Raw genomic sequence first — 16,803 nt, forward strand, 5'->3', positions numbered from 1 at the left:
GACCTCCCGGACGCTTCCCGGTAAACTGGAGCCCACCAAGGAGGGAGCATGAAGCGGAGGGACTTCCTCAAGCGGGCTGGTGTGGGTCTGGCGGCAAGCCTCGCCTACACCGCCTACGCCCAGGCCCAGCCCCAGGTGCGCTGGCGGCTCGTCTCCAGCTACCCCAGAAGCCTGGATACCCTGTACGGCGGGGCCGAAGACCTGGCCCGGCGGGTGGCCGACCTCACCGAGGGGCGCTTCCAGATCCGGGTCTACCAGGCAGGGGAGATCGTGCCCGGGGCCCAGGTCCTGGACGCGGTGCAGCAGGGCACCGTGGAGGCGGGGCACACCTACGGGCCCTTTTACGTGGGCAAAAACCCCGCCCTGGCCTTTGACGGGGGCGTGCCCTTCGGCCTGACCTACCGCCAGCACAACGCCTGGATGCTCTTCGGCGGGGGGTTGGAGCTCCTGCGGGGGGTGTACGCCGATTTCGGCCTCCTCCAGTTCCCCGGGGGCAACACCGGGGCCCAGATGGGGGGGTGGTTCCGCAAGGAGATCCAGACCGTCAACGACCTTCGGGGCCTCCGCATGCGGATTCCGGGCCTTGGGGGGGTGGTGATGGGGCGGCTTGGGGTGGTGCCCCAGACCCTGGCCGCCGGGGACATCTACCCCGCCTTGGAGCGGGGAACCATTGACGCCACCGAGTTCTCCGGCCCCTACGACGACGAGAAGCTGGGCTTTTACAAGGTGGCCCGGTACTACTACTACCCTTCCTTCTGGGAACCCTCCGCCCAGCTTTCCTTCCTGGTCTCCCAGAGGGAGTGGCAACGCCTGCCCAAGGAGTTCCAGGAGGCCTTCCAGGTGGCGGCGGCGGAGGTCAACCTCACCATGATGGCCAAGTACGACGCCCTGAACCCGCCCGCCCTCCAGCGCCTGCTCAGGGCCGGGGTGCGCCTGAGGCGTTGGCCGGCGGAGATCATGCGCAAGGCCCTACAGGAGGCCCAGGCTCTTTACGAGGAGCAGGCGGCCAAGGACGCCACCTACCGCAAGGTCTACGCCGCCTACTGGGCCTTCCGGGGGGAGCAGTACCGCTGGTTTTCCGTGGCCGAGCTGGCCTACGAGACCTTCGCCTTCCCTTCGGCTTAAAGGGGTTTCAGTCCACCTTCTCCAGGCGCACGGCGCTCACCTTGTATCCGGGGATGCGGCTGATGGGGTCCAGGGCGTCCAGGGTGAGCCGGTTGGCGGGGGCCTCGGCGAAGTGGAAGGGGGCGTAGACCACGCCCTCCGGGGTGCGCTCCGTCACCCAGGCCCGGGCCCTGATCCGGCCCCTCCGGCTCACCACGTACACGGGTTCCCCGTCGGCGAGGCCCAGGCGCTGGGCGTCCAGGGGGTTCACCTCCACCTTGAGCTCGGGGTAGGCCTCCTGCAGGCGGCTGTTGCGGCTTAGGGTGCCCCCGTGCCAGTGGAAGAGGACCCGGCCCGTGGAGAGGGTAAGGGGGTAGTCCGGCGAGGGGGGTTCCACCGGGGGGGTAGGGTGGACGGGGAAGAAGCGGGCCCGCCCCGAGGGGGTGTTGAAGCGCTCCCGGAAGAGGACAGCCTCCCCCGGGTGGTCCTCCAAGGGGCAAGGCCAGCGCACCCCCTCCTTTTCCAAGCGGGCGTAGCTGATCCCCCCCATCATCTCCGGGATGGCCCGGCGCACCTCCTCCCAGATGGCCTCCGGCCCCGGGTATACCGGCCAGGGGCGGCCCAGGCCCCGGGCCAGCCGCCGGCCCAGCTCCTGGGTGATCCACCAGTCGGGCCGGGCCTCCCCCGGGGGGTCCAGGAGCCGGCGCACCCGCTGGACCCGGCGGTCGGTGTTGGTAAAGGTCCCCTCCTTTTCCAGGAAGCTGGCGGCGGGCAGGACCACGTCGGCGAGGGGGGTGGTTTCGTTCTCCAGGATGTCCTGGACGATGAGGAAGGGGAGGGCCTCCAGCTGGGCCTTCAGGTGGTCCTGGTAGGGCTCGCTGGTCACCGGGTCCTCCCCGATGAGGTAGATGGCCTCCACCTTGGGGATGGCCTGGAAGACCTCGGTCATGCGCAGGCCCGGCGTGGGGCTGAGGGGCACGCCCCAGAGGGCTTCAAACCGCTTCCGGGCTTCCCCATCCGCCACCTTGAGGTAGCCCGGGTAGACGTCGGGCAAGGCCCCCATGTCCCCTGCCCCCTGGACGTTGTTCTGCCCCCGCAAGGGGTTCAGGCCCGCCCCTTCCTTGCCCACCTTGCCGGTGAGGAGGGCCAGGTTGACCAGGGCCTGGGCGGTGGCCGTGCCGTGGGTGTGCTGGGTCACCCCCATGGCCCAGTAGGCCCCGGCCCGCTCGGTGGTGGCGTAAAGCCGGGCGGCCTGGGCGATCCTCTCCCGGGCTACGCCGGTGACCCGCTCCGCCTCCTCTAGGGTGTAGGCCTCGAGGGAGGCCCGCCACTCGGCGAACCCCTCCGTCCGCTCCTCCACGTAGGCGCGGTCCCATAGGCCTTCCTCCAGGATGTACCGGGCCATGGCGTTCAGGAGGAAGAGGTCGGTGCCGGGGCGTACCCGGAGCCACAGGGTGGCCGCCTCGGCCATCCCCGTGTACCGCGGGTCCACCACGATGAGCCCTGCCCCCTGGCGCACCCGCTTCTTGATCATGGCGGCGATCACGGGATGGGTTTCCGTGGTGTTGGACCCCACCACCAGGAAGAGGTCGGTCTTCCCGATGTCCTCCAGGGGGTTGGTCATGCTGGCCCCTCCCAAGGAGCGGCTTAGGGCGGCGGTGGAGGAGGAGTGGCAAAGCCGGGAGCAGTGGTCCACGTTGTGGGTGCCGAGGAGAACCCGGGCCAGTTTCTGGGCCAGGTAGACCTCCTCGTTGGTGGTCTTGGCGGAAGGAAAGACGGCCAGGGCTTCAGGGCCTTGGCGCCTTAGCACCTCCAGGAGCCGGGATGCGGCGTAGTCCAAGGCTTCTTCCCAGGTGGCCCGGCGCAGGGGCCTGCCCTTCCCTTCCCGGAGCATGGGGTAAAGGAGGCGCTTCCCCGAGAAGGGGAAGTCCAGGCCAAAGCGGCCCTTGACGCACAAGGCCCCATGGTTGGGGGGAAGGTCCGGGGCCAGGACCCGGACCACACGGCCATCCCGCACCTCGGGCTCCACCTGGCAGCCCACGCCGCAGTAGGGGCAGGTGGTGCGCATCATCCCACCTCCAAGGCCAGGGGCCGGAGGGCCCCTGTGGGGCAGACCTGGACGCAGTTGCCGCAGAAGACACAAGGGGTTTCCGGAAGGGGGCGGTCCAGGGGGGTGGTGGGGTGGGCCAGGAGGCCCCGGCCCTCCAGGGTCAAGGCCCAGACCCCCATGAGCCCGTCCCCGCAGGCGTCCACGCAGCGGCGGCAGTTCACGCACTTGGCGTAGTCCCGCAGGAAAAAGGGGTTGTCCCTCAGGGCCTCCCGGCCCTGCCGGCCAGGCACCTCTCCCCAGCGCCCCGGTTCCCCCCCGTGGCGTTCCAGAAGGGCTCTTAGCCCGGGGGCCTGGGAGAGGTCGGTGGTGAGGGCCAGCCACTCCAGGAGGGTTTTGCGTAGGGCGCGAAGCCCCGGGGTGTCCGTCCGCACCTCCATGCCCTCCTGGGCCCGCGTGGCGCAGGCGGGCAGGAGGCGGCCTTCCACCTCCACCAGGCAGAGGCGGCAGAGCCCCTTGGTTTCGCTAAGGGGGTGGTAGCAGAGGGTGGGCACCTGGACCACCTCCAGGAGAAGGGCTCCTTCTTGGGCTTCCACCTCGCGCCCATCCACCTTAAGCCGCACCTTCCACCTCCAAGAGGCTTTGGTAGGCCCAGTAGGCCGACTGGCCCAGGCCGCAAAGGCTCCCCTTCAGGGTCTGGGCCAGGTCGGCCAGGAGGCCCGGGTCCTTGGCCCGCCGCTTGACCATCTCCACCTGCACCGCCGTGCCCAAGGGGCAGGGGAAGCACTTGCCGCAGGACTCCTCCTGCAGGAAATGGGCCAGGCCCAGGAGGACCTCCCAAAGGTCCACCCCTGGGCCAAAGGCCACGATGGCCCCGGCCCCCAGGGGCCGCTTTTCCCGGAAGCGCAAGGGGAAGTCCCAATCCCGGGTAAAGACCCCGGCGGCTCCCCCCAGGAGGACGGCCTGGAGCGTCCCCGGCTCCCCTCCGGCCCGGCGCAGGGCTTCCCCTAGGGGGGTTCCCAAGGGGAGCTCGTAAAGCCCCGGACGGGCCACGTCCCCGCTGAGGGAGAAGAGCTTGGGCTCCCGCCTGCGCCAGGCTTCCGGGCCTTCCCGCAGGATCAGGGGAAGGTTGGCCAGGGTTTCCACGTTCTGCACCAGGGTGGGCCTTCCCCAAAGCCCACGCTCCACGGGGAAGGGGGGTTTCAGGCGGGGCTCGGCCCGCTTCCCCTCCATGGACTCCAGCAAGGCGGTTTCCTCCCCGCAGATGTAAAGGCCCCCGCTGGGGAAGACCTCGGCGGGAAGGGGAAGGAGGCCGGCCTCCTCCAGCTCGGAAAGGGCCCTTTGCAGGCCCAAGATGGCGGCCTGAAACTCCTCCCGCACGTAGAGGTAAAGGTGGCTAGCCCCCACGGCCAAGGCGGCCAGGAGGGCCCCCTCCAGGACCAGGAAGGGGTGGTGTTCCAGGAGGAAGCGGTCCTTGAAGTTGCCGGGCTCGGACTCGTCGGCGTTGACCACCAGGTACTTGGGGGCCTGCCCTTGGGCCACGGCCCGAAGCTTCACGTGGGCCGGGAAGGCGGCCCCGCCCCGGCCCAGAAGCCCCGCCTCCTCCACCGCCCGGAGGAGGGTTTCCGGGCGGAGGAGGCCTTGGGCCATGGCCTTCAGGCCCTCCATCCCCCCTAGGGCCCGGTACTGGCCCAGGGTGAGGATGGGCTCCGGGGGGAGGAGCCTTTCCCCGTGCCCCAGGGCGAAGGGCAGGCGGAACTCGGTGAAGGGCACCAGGCCTCCTTTCCACTCCACGAAGCGCCCCTCGGGGGTGAAGCGCAGGTACACCGGGGAGAGGGCCTCGAGGCCCAAGGGGGGATGGGTTCCCTCGGCCTCCTCCCGCAGACGGGCAAACCCCCGGGCGCGGGCCACGGGGTCATCCACCAGGAGCCGGCCCTGGGGCAGGCCCCGGTAGCGGGGGTAGTAGCGCACCACCCCCCAGGCCTGGGCCAGGGGTACCCCGGCCAGGCGGGCCGCCTCCGCCACCTTCTCCTCCGTGAGGGGAAGGCGCGCGTCCAGGAGGGGGAGGAGGCTTGGCCTTTCCATGCCCTTAGCTTACCCCTAGAGGAGGCGCAGGCCGGGGAAGCGGTCCCGGAGGGTTCTCTGGAAATCCTCCCAAAGGGCTTCCGCCACCAGGGCCACCACCGCCCCGCCAAACCCGGCCCCGGTGAGCTTGGCCCCAAGGGCTCCGGCCTCCAGGGCGGCCTCCACCAGGGCATCCAGCTCGGGCAGGCTCACCTCGTAGTCCTGGGCCAGGGAGCGGTGGCTTTGGGTCATGAGCGCGCCGAACCCCCCGGCATCCCCTTTCCGCAGGGCCTCCACCCCCCGCAGCACCCGCAGGTTCTCGCTCACGATGTGCCGGGCCCGCCGGTCCAGGGGGGAGGGGAGGCTTTCCACCAGGCACAGGTCGGCCACCTCCCGCAAGGAGCGCACCCCCAGGCGTCGGGCAGCCTCCTCGGCCTCCTGCCGCCTTTGGTTGTACCCCCCCTCGGCCAGCCTGCGGGAAAGCCCGAGGTCCAGCACGGCCACCCGGGTGCCCTGGGGTAGGGGCAGGTTCTCGTGCTCCAGGGTCCGGGTGTCCAGGAAGAGGGCCTGCCCCACCTCCCCCAGGCTTGCCGCCATCTGGTCCATGATCCCGCACCGCACCCCCACGTAGGCCACCTCGGCCCGCTGGGCCAGGAGGGCCACCTCCAGGTCGGAAAGGGGCAGGCGGTAGAGGGCGCGCAGGGCCTTGAGGGCCGCCACCTCCAGGGCGGCGGAGCTGGAAAGCCCCGCCCCCAGGGGCACCTGGCTCCTCACGTAGAACCGGGCCCCGGGCACAGGGTGCCCCGCTTCCCGCAGGGCCCAGACCACGCCCAGGAGGTAGTCCAGAAAATCCCCCTGGGCGGGGCTGGCCAGGGGCCTGGCCCTAAGCTCCCCCAGGGTTTCGCTGTAGGCTTCCACCCGCCCCTCGGCCCGGCCGGCCTCCACCTGGGTGAAGTACGGGATGGGGGTGGGAAGGACGTACCCCTCCTGGTAATCCGTGTGTTCCCCTAGCAGGTTCACCCGCCCCGGGGCCCGGGCGCTGGCCTCGGGCAGGGCGCCGAAGACCTCTTGAAAGCCCATGCCTCCATTATGGGCAAAGGGCCTTCCGGTTGTGGTCCAAAAGGGCCAGGTAGCTGGGCACCCTTGGGTCCAGGGTATCGGTGTAGAGCACGGCCACCTGGGCGGAAAGGGCCTCCGCCAAGGCCTTTAGGGCTGTGCCGCGGAACTGGGGTTCGGCCAGGATCAGGCGCACCCCCTCCCGCTTGGCCCTGGCCAGGAGGTTGAGGAACCCCCTACTCCCCACCTCCTGGGCCCCCCCCTGGCTCAGCACCCCCACCACCTGGAGGCCGTAGCGGCGGGCGAAGTAGCGGAAGGCGTCGTGCTGGGCCACCACCTTGACCCCCTTGAGGCCGCAGGCCTGGAAGGCCTGGTCCCGCTTTTCCACCTCCTTTTGGAAACGAACCAGGTTGCTTTGGTAGAGGGCTTTCCCCGCAGGGTCTAGGCGGGAAAGCTCCTCGGCGATCCGCTCGGCGTAGCGCAGGGCGTAGGTGGGGTCCAGCCAGAGATGGGGGTCGCAGGGGCCGTGGTCGTGGCCTTGGTGGGGTTTTTCCTCCCCTGGGCAGATGAGGCCGGGCTGGCCCTCCCCCAGGCGGACCACCCGGGCCCCCGGGGGCAGGAGGTTTTGCACCTTGGGCAAGAAGGCCTCGAGGCCCAGGCCGTTGGCGAAGAGGAGGCGGCTTTGCCCCAGGGCCTTGGCGGTGGAGGGGGTGGGCTCAAAGGTGTGGGGGTCGGCCCCCGGGGGCACCACGCCCACCACCTGGACGCGGCCTCCCCCCACCTGCTTCACCAGGTCGGCCAGGATGGGGGTGGTGGCCGCCACCCGCACCTGGGCCAGGGCGGGGGCTAGGGAGAGGAGGAGGATCAGGGCAGCCCTCATGACAATACTGATAAACTATTTTCACTTTCTGGTCAAGCCCCGGGCCCGCCCCGCGGCGTATAATCCCCCCAAATGGACCTCAAGGCCCTGCACAAGAAGCACGTCCTCACCCCCTGGGTGGCCCAGGCTGCCCTCAACCCCCCCCTTGTGGTGCGAGGGGAGGGGGTCTGGCTTTACGACCAGGAGGGGCACCGCTACCTGGACTTCTCCGCCGGCCTGGTGGCGGTGAACCTGGGCCACGCCCACCCCAGGCTGGTCCGGGCCATCGCCGAGCAGGCGGGGAGGCTGGCCTACGCCCCCCCCAGCTTCTTCCATGACGGGCGGGCCCTCCTGGCCCAGGCCCTCTCCCAACTGAGCCCCTGGCCCGAGGGGGGGCGGGTCTTCTTCACCCCTTCGGGGACCGAGGCCAACGAGGACGCCCTGAAGTTCGTCCGCCACCTCACGGGCCGGCCCAAGGTCCTGGCCGCCTACCGTTCCTTCCACGGGGCCACCCACGCCGCCGCCAGCCTGACGGGGGAGAACCGCCGCTGGCCCGCGGAGCCGGGGGTCCCCGGCGTGGTGCACTTCTTCGCCCCTTACCCCTACCGGAGCCCCTTCCACACGGAAGACCCCAAGGAGGAAACCCGGCGGGCCCTGGACCACCTGGAGCGGGTCCTCCTCCACGAGGACCCTGGGAGGGTGGCGGCCATCTTCCTGGAGCCCGTGGTGGGCTCCAACGGGGTCATCGTTTACCCCGAGGGGTATCTGCAGGGGGTGCGGGCCCTTTGCGACCGGCACGGGATCCTTCTGGTCTTTGACGAGGTGATGACCGGGTTTGGCCGCCTGGGTGCGGCCTTCGGCGGGGAGCGCTTTGGGGTGGTGCCGGATCTCATCACCTTCGCCAAGGGGGTGACCTCGGCCTACGTGCCCTTGGGGGGGGTGCTCCTGCGGGAGGGCCTGGCCCGGCGCTTTGACGAGGTTCCCCTGCCCACGGGCCACACCTACGCCGGCCACCCCTTGGCGGTGGCCGCGGGGCTTGCCGCCCTCCGGGCCTACCAGGAGGAGGGGATCTTTCCCCGGGTCCGGGCCATGGAGGGCTTCTTCCGCGAGGTGCTTGGGGACCTGGCTGCCCGCCACCCCTTGGTGGGGGAGGTGCGGGGGCTTGGGGCTTTCTTCGGGCTGGAGCTGGTGCGGGACCGCAAGGACAAGGAGCCCCTCTCCCCCTGGCACGGCCCCGTTAGCCCCCCCATGCAGGCCCTCCAGAGGGCCCTCCTGCAGGAGGGGGTCTACCTCATGGCCAAGCACAACATCCTCCTGGTGGCCCCGCCCCTCACCATCCGCGAGGAGGAGTTCCTGGAGGGGGTGGAGCGGCTTTCCCGGGCCCTGAGGCGGGTGGAGGTGGAGGTCCTGGGCTAAATGCGGCGGCTTTCCGACCTCTTCTCCCTTCTTGCCTCCCTCGAGGGCCGCCCCTACCCCCTGTACAAGGGCCTTGGGGGGGCCTGGCAGGGGGAGGGGTTTACCCTCTGCTTCGTCCACGTTCAGGGGGACCCCTTCGCCTCCCCCAGCGTGGTGGAGGTGCGCTACCCGCCCCAGGCCCTAGAGGGGCTTTGGGTCTTTACCCGGCCCGAGGGCCGGGTGGCGGTGGAGGACTTCCTCCTGCGCACCCTGAAGTCCCGCCTCCGCCACCTGCCCCCTGTGGGGGGGAGCGGCCACTCGGGGAGGGTTTGGGTGGAGGTGGAAAGCCCCAAGATCCTGAAGCGGGCCGGGGCCCACCTGGGGGAGGGGGGGCTTTACCTCCGCTTCCGCGTGGGCCTGCCCGCGGCGGGCCGGCGCATCCTGGGCAAGGAGGCGGAAAGGCTCTTCCGGGCCCTAGCGGAGCACCTCAGGGGCCTTCTTCCCGAGCTGGAGGGGAGGGCCCTCCTGCGCCATGTGCACCAGGCCGAGGACTTCGCCCACATCCAGGAGGGCCTGGCCGGGCGGGGCCTGGTGGCCTTCGTGGGGGAGGGGGCCATCCTGCCCCGGGAAAGCGGGGTGAGCCAGCGCCCCCTGAGGGGGGCCGTCCCCTTTCTCTCCCCTCCTGCCCTCCGGGTGGGTTTCCGGGTACCCCACGCGGGGGAGGTTTTCGGCATGGGCCTGCCCCAGGGCCTCACCCTCATCACCGGCGGGGGCTTCCACGGCAAGACCACCCTCCTGGAGGCCCTGGTCCACGGGGTCTTCCCCCACGTGCCCGGGGATGGGCGGGAGTGGGTGGTGACGGAGGCCCGGGCCCAGCGGGTCCAGTCCGAGGACGGCAGGAGCGTCCAGGGGGTGGACCTCAGGCCCTTCGTCCACGGCCTCCCCCTGGGCTTGGACACCGCCTTCTTCTCCACCGAGGACGCCTCGGGCTCCACCAGCCTGGCTGCGGCCATCCTCGAGGCCTTGGAGCTTGGGGCCCAGGTCCTCCTCCTGGACGAGGACACCTCGGCCACCAACCTCCTGGTGCGGGACGCCCGCATGCAGGCCCTGGTGCGCCAGGAAACCCTCACCCCCCTCCTGGACCGGGTGGCGGAGTTCAAGGCCCAAGGGATCAGCCTGGTCCTGGTGGTGGGGGGCGTGGGGGACTACCTGGAGCTGGCGGACACCGTGGTCCTCATGGAGGCCTACCGCCCCCAGGAGGTGACGGCGGAGGCCCGGAGGGTGGCCCAGGCCCACCCCACGGGCCGGCGCTTCGGCGGGCCCGGCTACCCCTTGCGGGTGGTCCCCCGGGCCCCCTTGCCGGAAAGCTTTGACCCCCGGCGGGGCCGGAAGGCCCGGGTGAGGGGAAGGGGCCTGCGGGAGCTCCTCTATGGGGAGGAGGTGGTGGACCTCTCTGCCCTGGACCTCTTTGAAGAGGCCCAGGTGCGGGCCATCGGCGCCCTTTTCCGCCTCCTGGAGCGCCGGGCGGACGGGAAGACCCCCTTGCGGGCCCTGGTGGAGGGGGTCCTGGGGGAGGGGGACCTTTTCGCCCTGGAGGAGGTTCCCGAGCTGGCCCAGGTCCGTCCCCTGGAGCTGGGGGCGGCGGCCAACCGCCTGCGGGGCCTCCTGGTGCGGCAGGTGGCGGGGGGGTAGGCATGGGCCTGCCCCTGGAGGAACTCCTCACCCTCCCGGCCCTGGCGCGGGCCCGCCTCCTGGGGGGTGACCCCAGGCGCCGGGTTTCCTGGGTGCACGTGGTGGACCTGCCCGACCCCGGGCCCTGGGTGCGGCCCGGCCAGCTGGTCCTCACCACGGGCTACGCCTGGCCCCGGGAGGAGGGAGCCCTAAGGGGCTTTGCCCAGGGGCTGGCCGAGCGGGGGCCCGCCGCTGTGGCCTTGGCGGTGCCCCAGTTCTTTGAGCGCTTTCCCCAGGCGGCCCTCGAGGTCCTGGTGCCGCGGGGGATCGCCGCCTTGGAGCTGCCCTGGGAGGTGCCCTTTGCCCAGGTGACCGAGGAGGTCCTCCGGCACCTCCTGGCCCGGCAGCTTTCCCTGCAGGAGAGGGTGCAGACCCTGCACCGGGCCCTGATGCAGTCGGTCCTGGACCGGGAGGACCTGGGGGCCTTTCTGCAACGGCTATCCCAGCTTCTGGGCCGGCCGGTGCACCTGGCCCAGGCCCCCCAGGGCCTGGCCGTGCCCATCCCCTTGGGCCGGGAGCGGGGGGGGTACCTGGTCCTGGAAGGGGAGGGGGAGGAGTGGGAGCGCCAGGCCCTGGAGAACGCGGCCTTGGTGGCCGGCCTCATCCTGGCCCACCAGCGGGCCTTGGCCGAGCAGGAGGCCCGGCTGGGGTACGCCTTCCTGGACGCCCTCTTGGAGGGCCGTCGTGAGGCCCTCACCCCGGAACGGGCCCGGGCCTTTGGCCTGGACATGGCGGGCCGTTACCGCTTGGGCCTCCTCTTGCTTCCCCTGCCCCTGCCCCTCAATGAGGAAGGCTTCCAGGAAAGGGAGCGGGTCCTGCGGGAGGTGCGGGGGATTTTGCGGCGCCGGGGCGGTTCGGCCCTGCTTTCTGTGAACCTAAACCAGGTGCGCTTCCTCCTGCCCGAGGGCCTGGACCCCAAGGGCTTTTTCCTGGAGCTTCCCGGCCCTTGGCCCCTTTACCTTTCCCGGCCCCGGACCCTGAGCGAGTTGGCGGGGGCCTTGGAGGAGGTGGAGCGCCTTCTGGCCTTTCGCGAGCCCGGGGTTTACCTGTACGAGGCCCACCTGGTGCCCCGCCTTCTCCTGGGGGACCTCGAGGCCCGCCGGGAACTCCTGGCCCGGCTCGCTGCCCTCCGCCAGGCCGAGCGGGCCTCCCTGCTGGCCTGGGTCCGCCAGGGCTTCTCCTACAAAAAGGCCGCGGAAGCCCTAGGGGTCCACCTCAACACCCTGCGCTACCGCCTGGCCCGGGCGGAGGCCAAGCTGGGCCTTTCCCTGGGGGACCCGGAGGACCGCTTCGTGGTGGAGCTGGCGGTCCGGATCTGGGTTTTAGAGCACAAAGAAGACGCCTGAACCTTGTGCTTTGCAGCCGTAGCAGCCGCCGCTCCCAGGGCCTAGCCTTTTAGCTCAAAGGAGGCAACGTGGCCCTGGTGGAGTCGCGAAACCAAGCCCTTTGGCAGTTGCGGGAGCAGTACATCCCCCGGGGGGTGGCCCAGGCCCACCCTATCTTCGCCGCCCGGGCGGAGGGGGTTCGCATCTGGGACGTGGACGGCAAGGAGTACCTGGACTTCGCCGGGGGCATAGGGGTGATGAACGTGGGCCACGGGCATCCCCGGGTCCTGCAGGCGGTCCGGGCCCAGCTGGAGCGCTTCACCCACGTGGCCTTCCAGGTAACCCCCTACGAGGTCTACCTCCGCCTGGCCGAGCGGCTGGCCCACCTGGCCCCCGGGGAAGGCCCCAAAAAAACCCTTTTCCTCACCACGGGGGCCGAGGCGGTGGAGAACGCGGTGAAGATCGCCCGGGCCTTCACCGGCCGCCCGGCGGTGGTGGCCCTAACCCACGGGTTCCACGGGCGCACCCTGCTGGGCATGTCCCTCACGGGTAAGGCGGGCTACTACAAGCAAAACTTTGGACCTTTCGCCCCCGAGGTCTACCACGCCCCCGTGCCCTACCCCTACCGGGGGGTTTCCGAGGCCCAGGCTTTGGAGGGCCTCGAGGAGCTCTTCCGCACCCAGGTGGATCCCGAGCGGGTGGCGGCCCTCATTCTGGAACCGGTCCTGGGCGAGGGGGGGTTTATCCCCCTTTCCCCGGACTACCTGCAGGCGGTGCGCCGGCTTACCCAGGCCCACGGCATCCTTCTGGTAGCGGACGAGATCCAGTCCGGGTTTGGCCGCACCGGCCGCTTCTGGGCCATCCAGCACAGCGGGGTGGTGCCCGACCTCCTCCTCTTCGCCAAAAGCGTGGCCGCTGGGCTTCCCCTTTCCGGGGTGGTGGGCCGGGCCGAGGTCATGGATGCCCCCAGGCCCGGGGGGCTTGGCGGCACCTACGCGGGCAACCCCCTGGCCTGCGCCGCCGGCCTGGCGGTGCTGGAGGTCTTCCAGGAGGAAGGTTTGTTGGAGCGGGCCCAGACCTTAGGGGAGCGTCTTTGGCAGGGCCTGGTCTCCCTGCAGGCCCGCTTTCCCCAGGTGGGGGAGGTGCGGGGCCTGGGGCCCATGGTGGCCCTGGAGCTGGTTCGGGACCCGGTGGGCAAGGCGCCCGCCCCTGAGGCAGCCCAGCGGGTCCTGGAGGCGGCCCGCGCCCGGGGCCTCATCCTGCTCAAGGCGGGGATGTACGGGAACGTGATCCGGGTGCTGGTGCCCTTGACGGCCGGCGAGGAGGAGGTCCAGGAGGGGCTTCGCCGTTTGGAAGGGGCTTTGGAGGAGGCCTTGACGGAGGAGGGGTGAGAGGAATCTTCGCGCTCGCCAGGCGGAAACGCAAGGGGGAGGCCGGAACCTGGGAGGGGCCTCCTCCCGGGGCCCAAGGGGGTGGCCGGGCCGAGGCCCTGGGGGCGGGGGCGGAGGGGCTTCGCCTCCAGGGCCTTAGGAAGCGCTTCGGGGAGCTGGAGGTCCTGAAGGGGATTTCCTTGGAGGTGCGCCGGGGAGAGTTCTTTACCCTTTTGGGACCCTCGGGCTGCGGCAAGACCACCCTGCTGCGGGTGGTGGCGGGGTTTGAGGTGCCGGACGCCGGACGGGTGGTGCTTTCCGGACGGGACCTCACCGGGCTTCCCGCCCACCAGCGGCCGGTAAACACCGTGTTCCAGAACTACGCCCTCTTTCCCCACCTCAGCGTGTACGAGAACGTGGCCTTTGGCCTGCGAAGCCGCCGCTTCCCCGAGGACCAGGTGCGGGCCAAGGTGGGGTACGCCCTGGGCCTTTTGCGCCTGGAGTCCTTGGTCCACCGCTACCCCCACCAGCTTTCCGGGGGGCAGAAGCAGCGGGTGGCCCTGGCCCGGGCCCTGGTCAATGAGCCGGAGGTCCTGCTGCTGGACGAGCCCATGAGCGCCCTGGATGCCCAGCTGCGGGCCGAGGTGCAGGTGGAGCTCAGGAACCTCCAGCGTCGGCTAGGGGCCACCTTCATCCTGGTGACCCACGACCAGGAAGAGGCCATGGCCGTTTCCGACCGCATCGGGGTCATGGAGGGGGGGCAGCTTCTGCAGGTGGGGAGCCCCGAGGAGGTCTACGAGAGGCCCCGGACCCGCTTCGTGGCGGAGTTCCTGGGGGCGGCCAACCTCATTCCTGCCCGGCGGACCCCCCTGGGGGTGGAAACCCCCTTTGGCCCCTTCCCCCTAAAGGTGCCTTGGGAGGAAGGCCTTTTGGCCCTGCGCCCCGAGCGGGTGGAGGTCTTTCCCCATCCCGTGCCGGGGGGGGTGCCCCTCCGGGTACGCCAGGTGGTCTACCGGGGGGCCTACCTCGAGGCCTTCCTGGAACCCCCTTTGCGTGTGCGCACCGCCTTGCGGCTGGAGCCGGGGCAGGAGGTCTTCGTCCGTTTGCCCCAGGAGGGGTTGGTGGTCCTCTATGGCTAGGCTTTTGGTTTGGTACGGGGAGCTCGCCACGGCCAGAAGCCTTTTCCTGCGGGGCCTCCTCCTGGTGTTGCCCGGCCTGCTTTGGCTTCTGGCCTTCTTGGTCCTGCCTGGCCTTCTCCTCCTGCCCCTCTCCCTGGCGGAGCGGGGGAGCTTTGGCGAGGTGGTGTGGACCTTCAGCCTGGAAAACTACCGGCGGCTCCTGGGCTTTGGCGTTTTGGGCTATAGTCCCGACAACCTGCTGGCCCTCCTGCGCACCCTCTGGGTGGCCTTGGTCACCACGGGGCTCTGCCTGCTCCTGGCCTACCCCATCGCCTTTTTCATCCGCTCCCAGCCCCCTAGACGGCGCTACCTCTACCTCGCCTTGGTCCTCATCCCCTTTTGGACCAACCTGGTGATCCGCACCTACGCCTGGCAGCTCCTCCTGGCCCCGGAGATGCCCCTGGCCCGGGGGTTTTCCGCTTTGGGATGGCTGGAGCCCGGCATGGCCCTTTTCCCCAGCGGCCTGGCCGTCTACCTGGGCATGGTGAGCGCCTTCTTGCCCTTCATGGTCCTGCCCCTTTACTCCAGCGTGGAGCGGTTGGATGAGAGCCTTCTGGAGGCGGTGCGGGACCTGTATGGGGGGCCCCTGCGCGTCTTCCTCCACGGGGTCTTGCCCCAGACCCTGCCGGGCCTGACCGTGGGGGTCATCCTCACCTTCATCCCCGCCATGGGGATGTTCGTGGTGCCGGACCTTCTGGGGGGGGCCAAGCACCTTCTGGTGGGCAACCTGGTGCAGCAGGCCTTCTACACCATGCGGGACTGGCCTTATGGGGCCGCCCTGAGCCTGGTCTTGATCGTCTTTACCCTGGTAGCCCTGCGCCTTTACCGCCGTTATGGGAAGGAGGTGGAGCTGGCGTGAGGGCCTCCCCCTTGACCCAGGCCGTGGCCCTGGCCTCCCTGGCCTTCTTGTACCTGCCCATGCTGGCCGTGGCCCTTTTCTCCTTCAACCGTACCCGCCACGGCCTGGGTTGGGGCGGGTTCACCCTGGACTGGTACGCCCGCCTCTTCCAGAACCAAGCCCTCCTGGAGGCGGCCTGGAACACCCTTCTCCTGGCCTTTTTCTCCACCCTGCTGGCCACCTTCTTGGGCACCCTTTTGGCCTTGGGCCTGGAGCGCCACCCTTTTGGCCGCCGGGCGCGGGCCTGGTTGGAGACCGCCTTGTACCTCCCCGTGGTTACCCCGGACCTGATCCTGGCCGCCGCCTTGGTGGTGGCCTTCAGCGTTCTGCGCCTCTTTGTCCCCCTATTTGAGCCTGGCCTTCCCGCCATGGTGGTGGGGCACGTTACCTTCCAGGTGGCCTTTGTGGCCCTGGTGGTGATGGGCCGCCTGAAGAGCCTCCCCCGGGAGCTGGACGAGGCGGCCCGCGACCTTTACGCCACCTACCCCGACTACCTCCGGCGGGTTCTCCTGCCCCTCCTGGCCCCGGGGATCGTGGCCGGGGCCATGCTGGCCTTTACCCTCTCCCTGGACGATTTCGTCATCAGCTTCTTCACCGCCGGGCCCACCAGCCAGACCCTTCCCCTCCTCATCTACGCCTCCACCCGGCGGGGCATCACCCCCGAGATCCACGCGGCGTCCACCTTGCTTTTCCTCCTCACGGTGGTTCTGGTCCTCGGCGCGGAGCGCTTTACCAGGAGGTCGGCATGAACAAGGTACTGGCGTGGTTAGGGGTTCTCTTGGCCTTGGCCCTGGCGCAGAAGGGGGAGCTTAGGCTTTTCATCTGGTCGGAGTACATCGATCCCGCCCTCCTCGAGGCCTTCACCAAGCAGTACGGTTACCGGGTGCGCGTGGACCTCTACGAGTCCAACGAGGAGATGATCGCCAAGCTCCAGGCGGGCGGGGTGAGCCAGTACGACCTCATCTTCCCTTCTGACTTTTACGTGCCTTCCCTCATCCAGCTCCGCCTGGTCCAGCCCCTGGACCAGGCCAGGATCCCCAACCTCAAGAACCTGGACGAGAAGTTCAAGAGCCCCCCCTTTGACCCGGGAAACCGTTACTCCGCTGCCTACCAGTGGGGGACCACGGGCCTCATCTACCGCAAGGACCGGGTGGCGGCCCCGCCAAGCTGGGCGGTCCTGTTCCAAGAGCCCAAGGCCCCCTTTGTTCTCATGGACTCCTCCCGGGAGATGCTGGGGATCGCCCTTCGGTACCTGGGCTTCTCCGTGAACACCAAAAATCCCAAGGAGGTGCAGCAGGCCGGGCAGGTGCTCCTCCAGGCCAAGCGGAGCCGCTACTTCTTGGGATTTGAGGGCGGGGTAGGGGGGAAGAACCGGGTGGTGGCGGGGGCGGCGGCCTACGCGGTGGTCTACAACGGGGATGCGGTGAGGGCCGCCGATGAGTACCCGGACCGGGTGGGCTTCGCCATCCCCAAGGAGGGGGCCACCCTTTGGGTGGACTCCATGATGATCCCCGCCCGGGCCCCCAACCCCGAGGCTGCCCACCGCTTCATCAACTTCATCCTCGAGCCCAAGGTGGGGGCCCAGCTCTCCAACTTCAACCGCTACGCCACCCCCAACAAGGCGGCCCTGGCCTACATCAACCCCACCGACCGCAAGAACCCCGCCATCTATCCCAGCGCCGAGGCCATGAAGCGCCTGGAGTTCATCCTGGACCTAGGCAAGGACAACCGCCTCTACGACGAGGTCTGGACCGCGGTGAAAAGCCGCTGAGGAGG

At 70.0% G+C, this 16,803-nt stretch carries 14 protein-coding genes; 9 read left to right on the top strand and 5 right to left on the bottom strand.

The window, feature by feature from the left end; all coding sequences use genetic code 11:
- Positions 1-48: 48 nt before the first annotated feature.
- Positions 49-1,125 carry a TRAP transporter substrate-binding protein gene (locus TCCBUS3UF1_RS05890; protein WP_014515596.1) on the top strand — a complete coding sequence of 359 codons (1,077 nt, stop codon included), beginning with the start codon at positions 49-51 and terminating at the stop codon, positions 1,123-1,125.
- Between the two features lie 7 nt (positions 1,126-1,132).
- Here TCCBUS3UF1_RS05890 and fdhF read toward each other — a convergent pair whose 3' ends face one another.
- The 5 genes from fdhF to TCCBUS3UF1_RS05915 are packed head-to-tail and all read right to left on the bottom strand — an operon-like array spanning position 1,133 to position 7,151.
- Complete coding sequence (gene fdhF, locus TCCBUS3UF1_RS05895) at positions 1,133-3,172, bottom strand: formate dehydrogenase subunit alpha (RefSeq protein WP_041433790.1); 2,040 nt, start codon at positions 3,170-3,172, stop codon at positions 1,133-1,135.
- Entirely contained in the window at positions 3,172-3,774 is a 603-nt protein-coding gene (locus TCCBUS3UF1_RS05900; RefSeq protein ID WP_014515598.1) for a 2Fe-2S iron-sulfur cluster-binding protein, read from the bottom strand. Before TCCBUS3UF1_RS05900 ends, fdhF begins: the two co-directional genes overlap by 1 nt.
- Complete coding sequence (locus TCCBUS3UF1_RS05905) at positions 3,764-5,236, bottom strand: NADH-ubiquinone oxidoreductase-F iron-sulfur binding region domain-containing protein (protein WP_014515599.1); 1,473 nt, start codon at positions 5,234-5,236, stop codon at positions 3,764-3,766. Before TCCBUS3UF1_RS05905 ends, TCCBUS3UF1_RS05900 begins: the two co-directional genes overlap by 11 nt.
- A gap of 15 nt (positions 5,237-5,251) precedes the next feature.
- On the bottom strand, positions 5,252-6,295 hold the full coding sequence (gene galK / locus TCCBUS3UF1_RS05910; protein WP_014515600.1) for a galactokinase: 1,044 nt from the start codon (positions 6,293-6,295) through the stop codon (positions 5,252-5,254).
- 7 nt (positions 6,296-6,302) lie between these two features.
- The gene (locus TCCBUS3UF1_RS05915) at positions 6,303-7,151 is read right to left on the bottom strand and encodes a metal ABC transporter substrate-binding protein (protein ID WP_014515601.1); all 849 of its coding nucleotides are present in this window, start codon (positions 7,149-7,151) and stop codon (positions 6,303-6,305) included.
- Between the two features lie 72 nt (positions 7,152-7,223).
- Between TCCBUS3UF1_RS05915 and TCCBUS3UF1_RS05920 the strand changes: the two genes are divergently transcribed.
- From TCCBUS3UF1_RS05920 to TCCBUS3UF1_RS05955, 8 genes are all read left to right on the top strand, one after another.
- The gene (locus TCCBUS3UF1_RS05920) at positions 7,224-8,546 is read left to right on the top strand and encodes an aminotransferase class III-fold pyridoxal phosphate-dependent enzyme (protein ID WP_014515602.1); all 1,323 of its coding nucleotides are present in this window, start codon (positions 7,224-7,226) and stop codon (positions 8,544-8,546) included.
- Positions 8,547-10,217 carry an ABC-ATPase domain-containing protein gene (locus TCCBUS3UF1_RS05925; RefSeq protein WP_014515603.1) on the top strand — a complete coding sequence of 557 codons (1,671 nt, stop codon included), beginning with the start codon at positions 8,547-8,549 and terminating at the stop codon, positions 10,215-10,217.
- A 2-nt stretch (positions 10,218-10,219) separates the two neighbouring features.
- Complete coding sequence (locus tag TCCBUS3UF1_RS12340) at positions 10,220-11,602, top strand: PucR family transcriptional regulator (protein ID WP_014515604.1); 1,383 nt, start codon at positions 10,220-10,222, stop codon at positions 11,600-11,602.
- A 68-nt stretch (positions 11,603-11,670) separates the two neighbouring features.
- Positions 11,671-12,972 (top strand): 4-aminobutyrate--2-oxoglutarate transaminase, encoded by a 1,302-nt coding sequence (gene gabT, locus TCCBUS3UF1_RS05935; protein ID WP_014515605.1) that lies wholly within the window; start codon positions 11,671-11,673, stop codon positions 12,970-12,972.
- Positions 12,969-14,090 carry an ABC transporter ATP-binding protein gene (locus tag TCCBUS3UF1_RS05940; protein WP_014515606.1) on the top strand — a complete coding sequence of 374 codons (1,122 nt, stop codon included), beginning with the start codon at positions 12,969-12,971 and terminating at the stop codon, positions 14,088-14,090. Before gabT ends, TCCBUS3UF1_RS05940 begins: the two co-directional genes overlap by 4 nt.
- Positions 14,083-14,988 (top strand): ABC transporter permease, encoded by a 906-nt coding sequence (locus TCCBUS3UF1_RS05945; RefSeq protein WP_014515607.1) that lies wholly within the window; start codon positions 14,083-14,085, stop codon positions 14,986-14,988. Before TCCBUS3UF1_RS05940 ends, TCCBUS3UF1_RS05945 begins: the two co-directional genes overlap by 8 nt.
- Positions 14,985-15,776 (top strand): ABC transporter permease, encoded by a 792-nt coding sequence (locus TCCBUS3UF1_RS05950; protein WP_014515608.1) that lies wholly within the window; start codon positions 14,985-14,987, stop codon positions 15,774-15,776. The genes TCCBUS3UF1_RS05945 and TCCBUS3UF1_RS05950 overlap by 4 nt, the downstream gene beginning before the upstream one ends.
- Entirely contained in the window at positions 15,773-16,798 is a 1,026-nt protein-coding gene (locus TCCBUS3UF1_RS05955; protein ID WP_014515609.1) for a spermidine/putrescine ABC transporter substrate-binding protein, read from the top strand. Before TCCBUS3UF1_RS05950 ends, TCCBUS3UF1_RS05955 begins: the two co-directional genes overlap by 4 nt.
- Positions 16,799-16,803 lie beyond the last annotated feature (5 nt).

It is taken from the genome of Thermus sp. CCB_US3_UF1, from assembly GCF_000236585.1.
GTDB lineage: Bacteria > Deinococcota > Deinococci > Deinococcales > Thermaceae > Thermus.

Excerpts from the sequence above, each read along its gene's own strand:
- TCCBUS3UF1_RS05945 (WP_014515607.1), top strand. The coding sequence starts at position 14,083 with ATGGCTAGGCTTTTGGTTTGGTACGGGGAGCTCGCCACGGCCAGAAGC.
- TCCBUS3UF1_RS05890 (WP_014515596.1), top strand. The coding sequence starts at position 49 with ATGAAGCGGAGGGACTTCCTCAAGCGGGCTGGTGTGGGTCTGGCGGCA.
- TCCBUS3UF1_RS05920 (WP_014515602.1), top strand. The coding sequence starts at position 7,224 with ATGGACCTCAAGGCCCTGCACAAGAAGCACGTCCTCACCCCCTGGGTG.
- galK (WP_014515600.1), bottom strand. The coding sequence starts at position 6,295 with ATGGGCTTTCAAGAGGTCTTCGGCGCCCTGCCCGAGGCCAGCGCCCGG.
- TCCBUS3UF1_RS05915 (WP_014515601.1), bottom strand. The coding sequence starts at position 7,151 with ATGAGGGCTGCCCTGATCCTCCTCCTCTCCCTAGCCCCCGCCCTGGCC.
- TCCBUS3UF1_RS12340 (WP_014515604.1), top strand. The coding sequence starts at position 10,220 with ATGGGCCTGCCCCTGGAGGAACTCCTCACCCTCCCGGCCCTGGCGCGG.
- TCCBUS3UF1_RS05925 (WP_014515603.1), top strand. The coding sequence starts at position 8,547 with ATGCGGCGGCTTTCCGACCTCTTCTCCCTTCTTGCCTCCCTCGAGGGC.
- TCCBUS3UF1_RS05955 (WP_014515609.1), top strand. The coding sequence starts at position 15,773 with ATGAACAAGGTACTGGCGTGGTTAGGGGTTCTCTTGGCCTTGGCCCTG.
- TCCBUS3UF1_RS05905 (WP_014515599.1), bottom strand. The coding sequence starts at position 5,236 with ATGGAAAGGCCAAGCCTCCTCCCCCTCCTGGACGCGCGCCTTCCCCTC.
- fdhF (WP_041433790.1), bottom strand. The coding sequence starts at position 3,172 with ATGCGCACCACCTGCCCCTACTGCGGCGTGGGCTGCCAGGTGGAGCCC.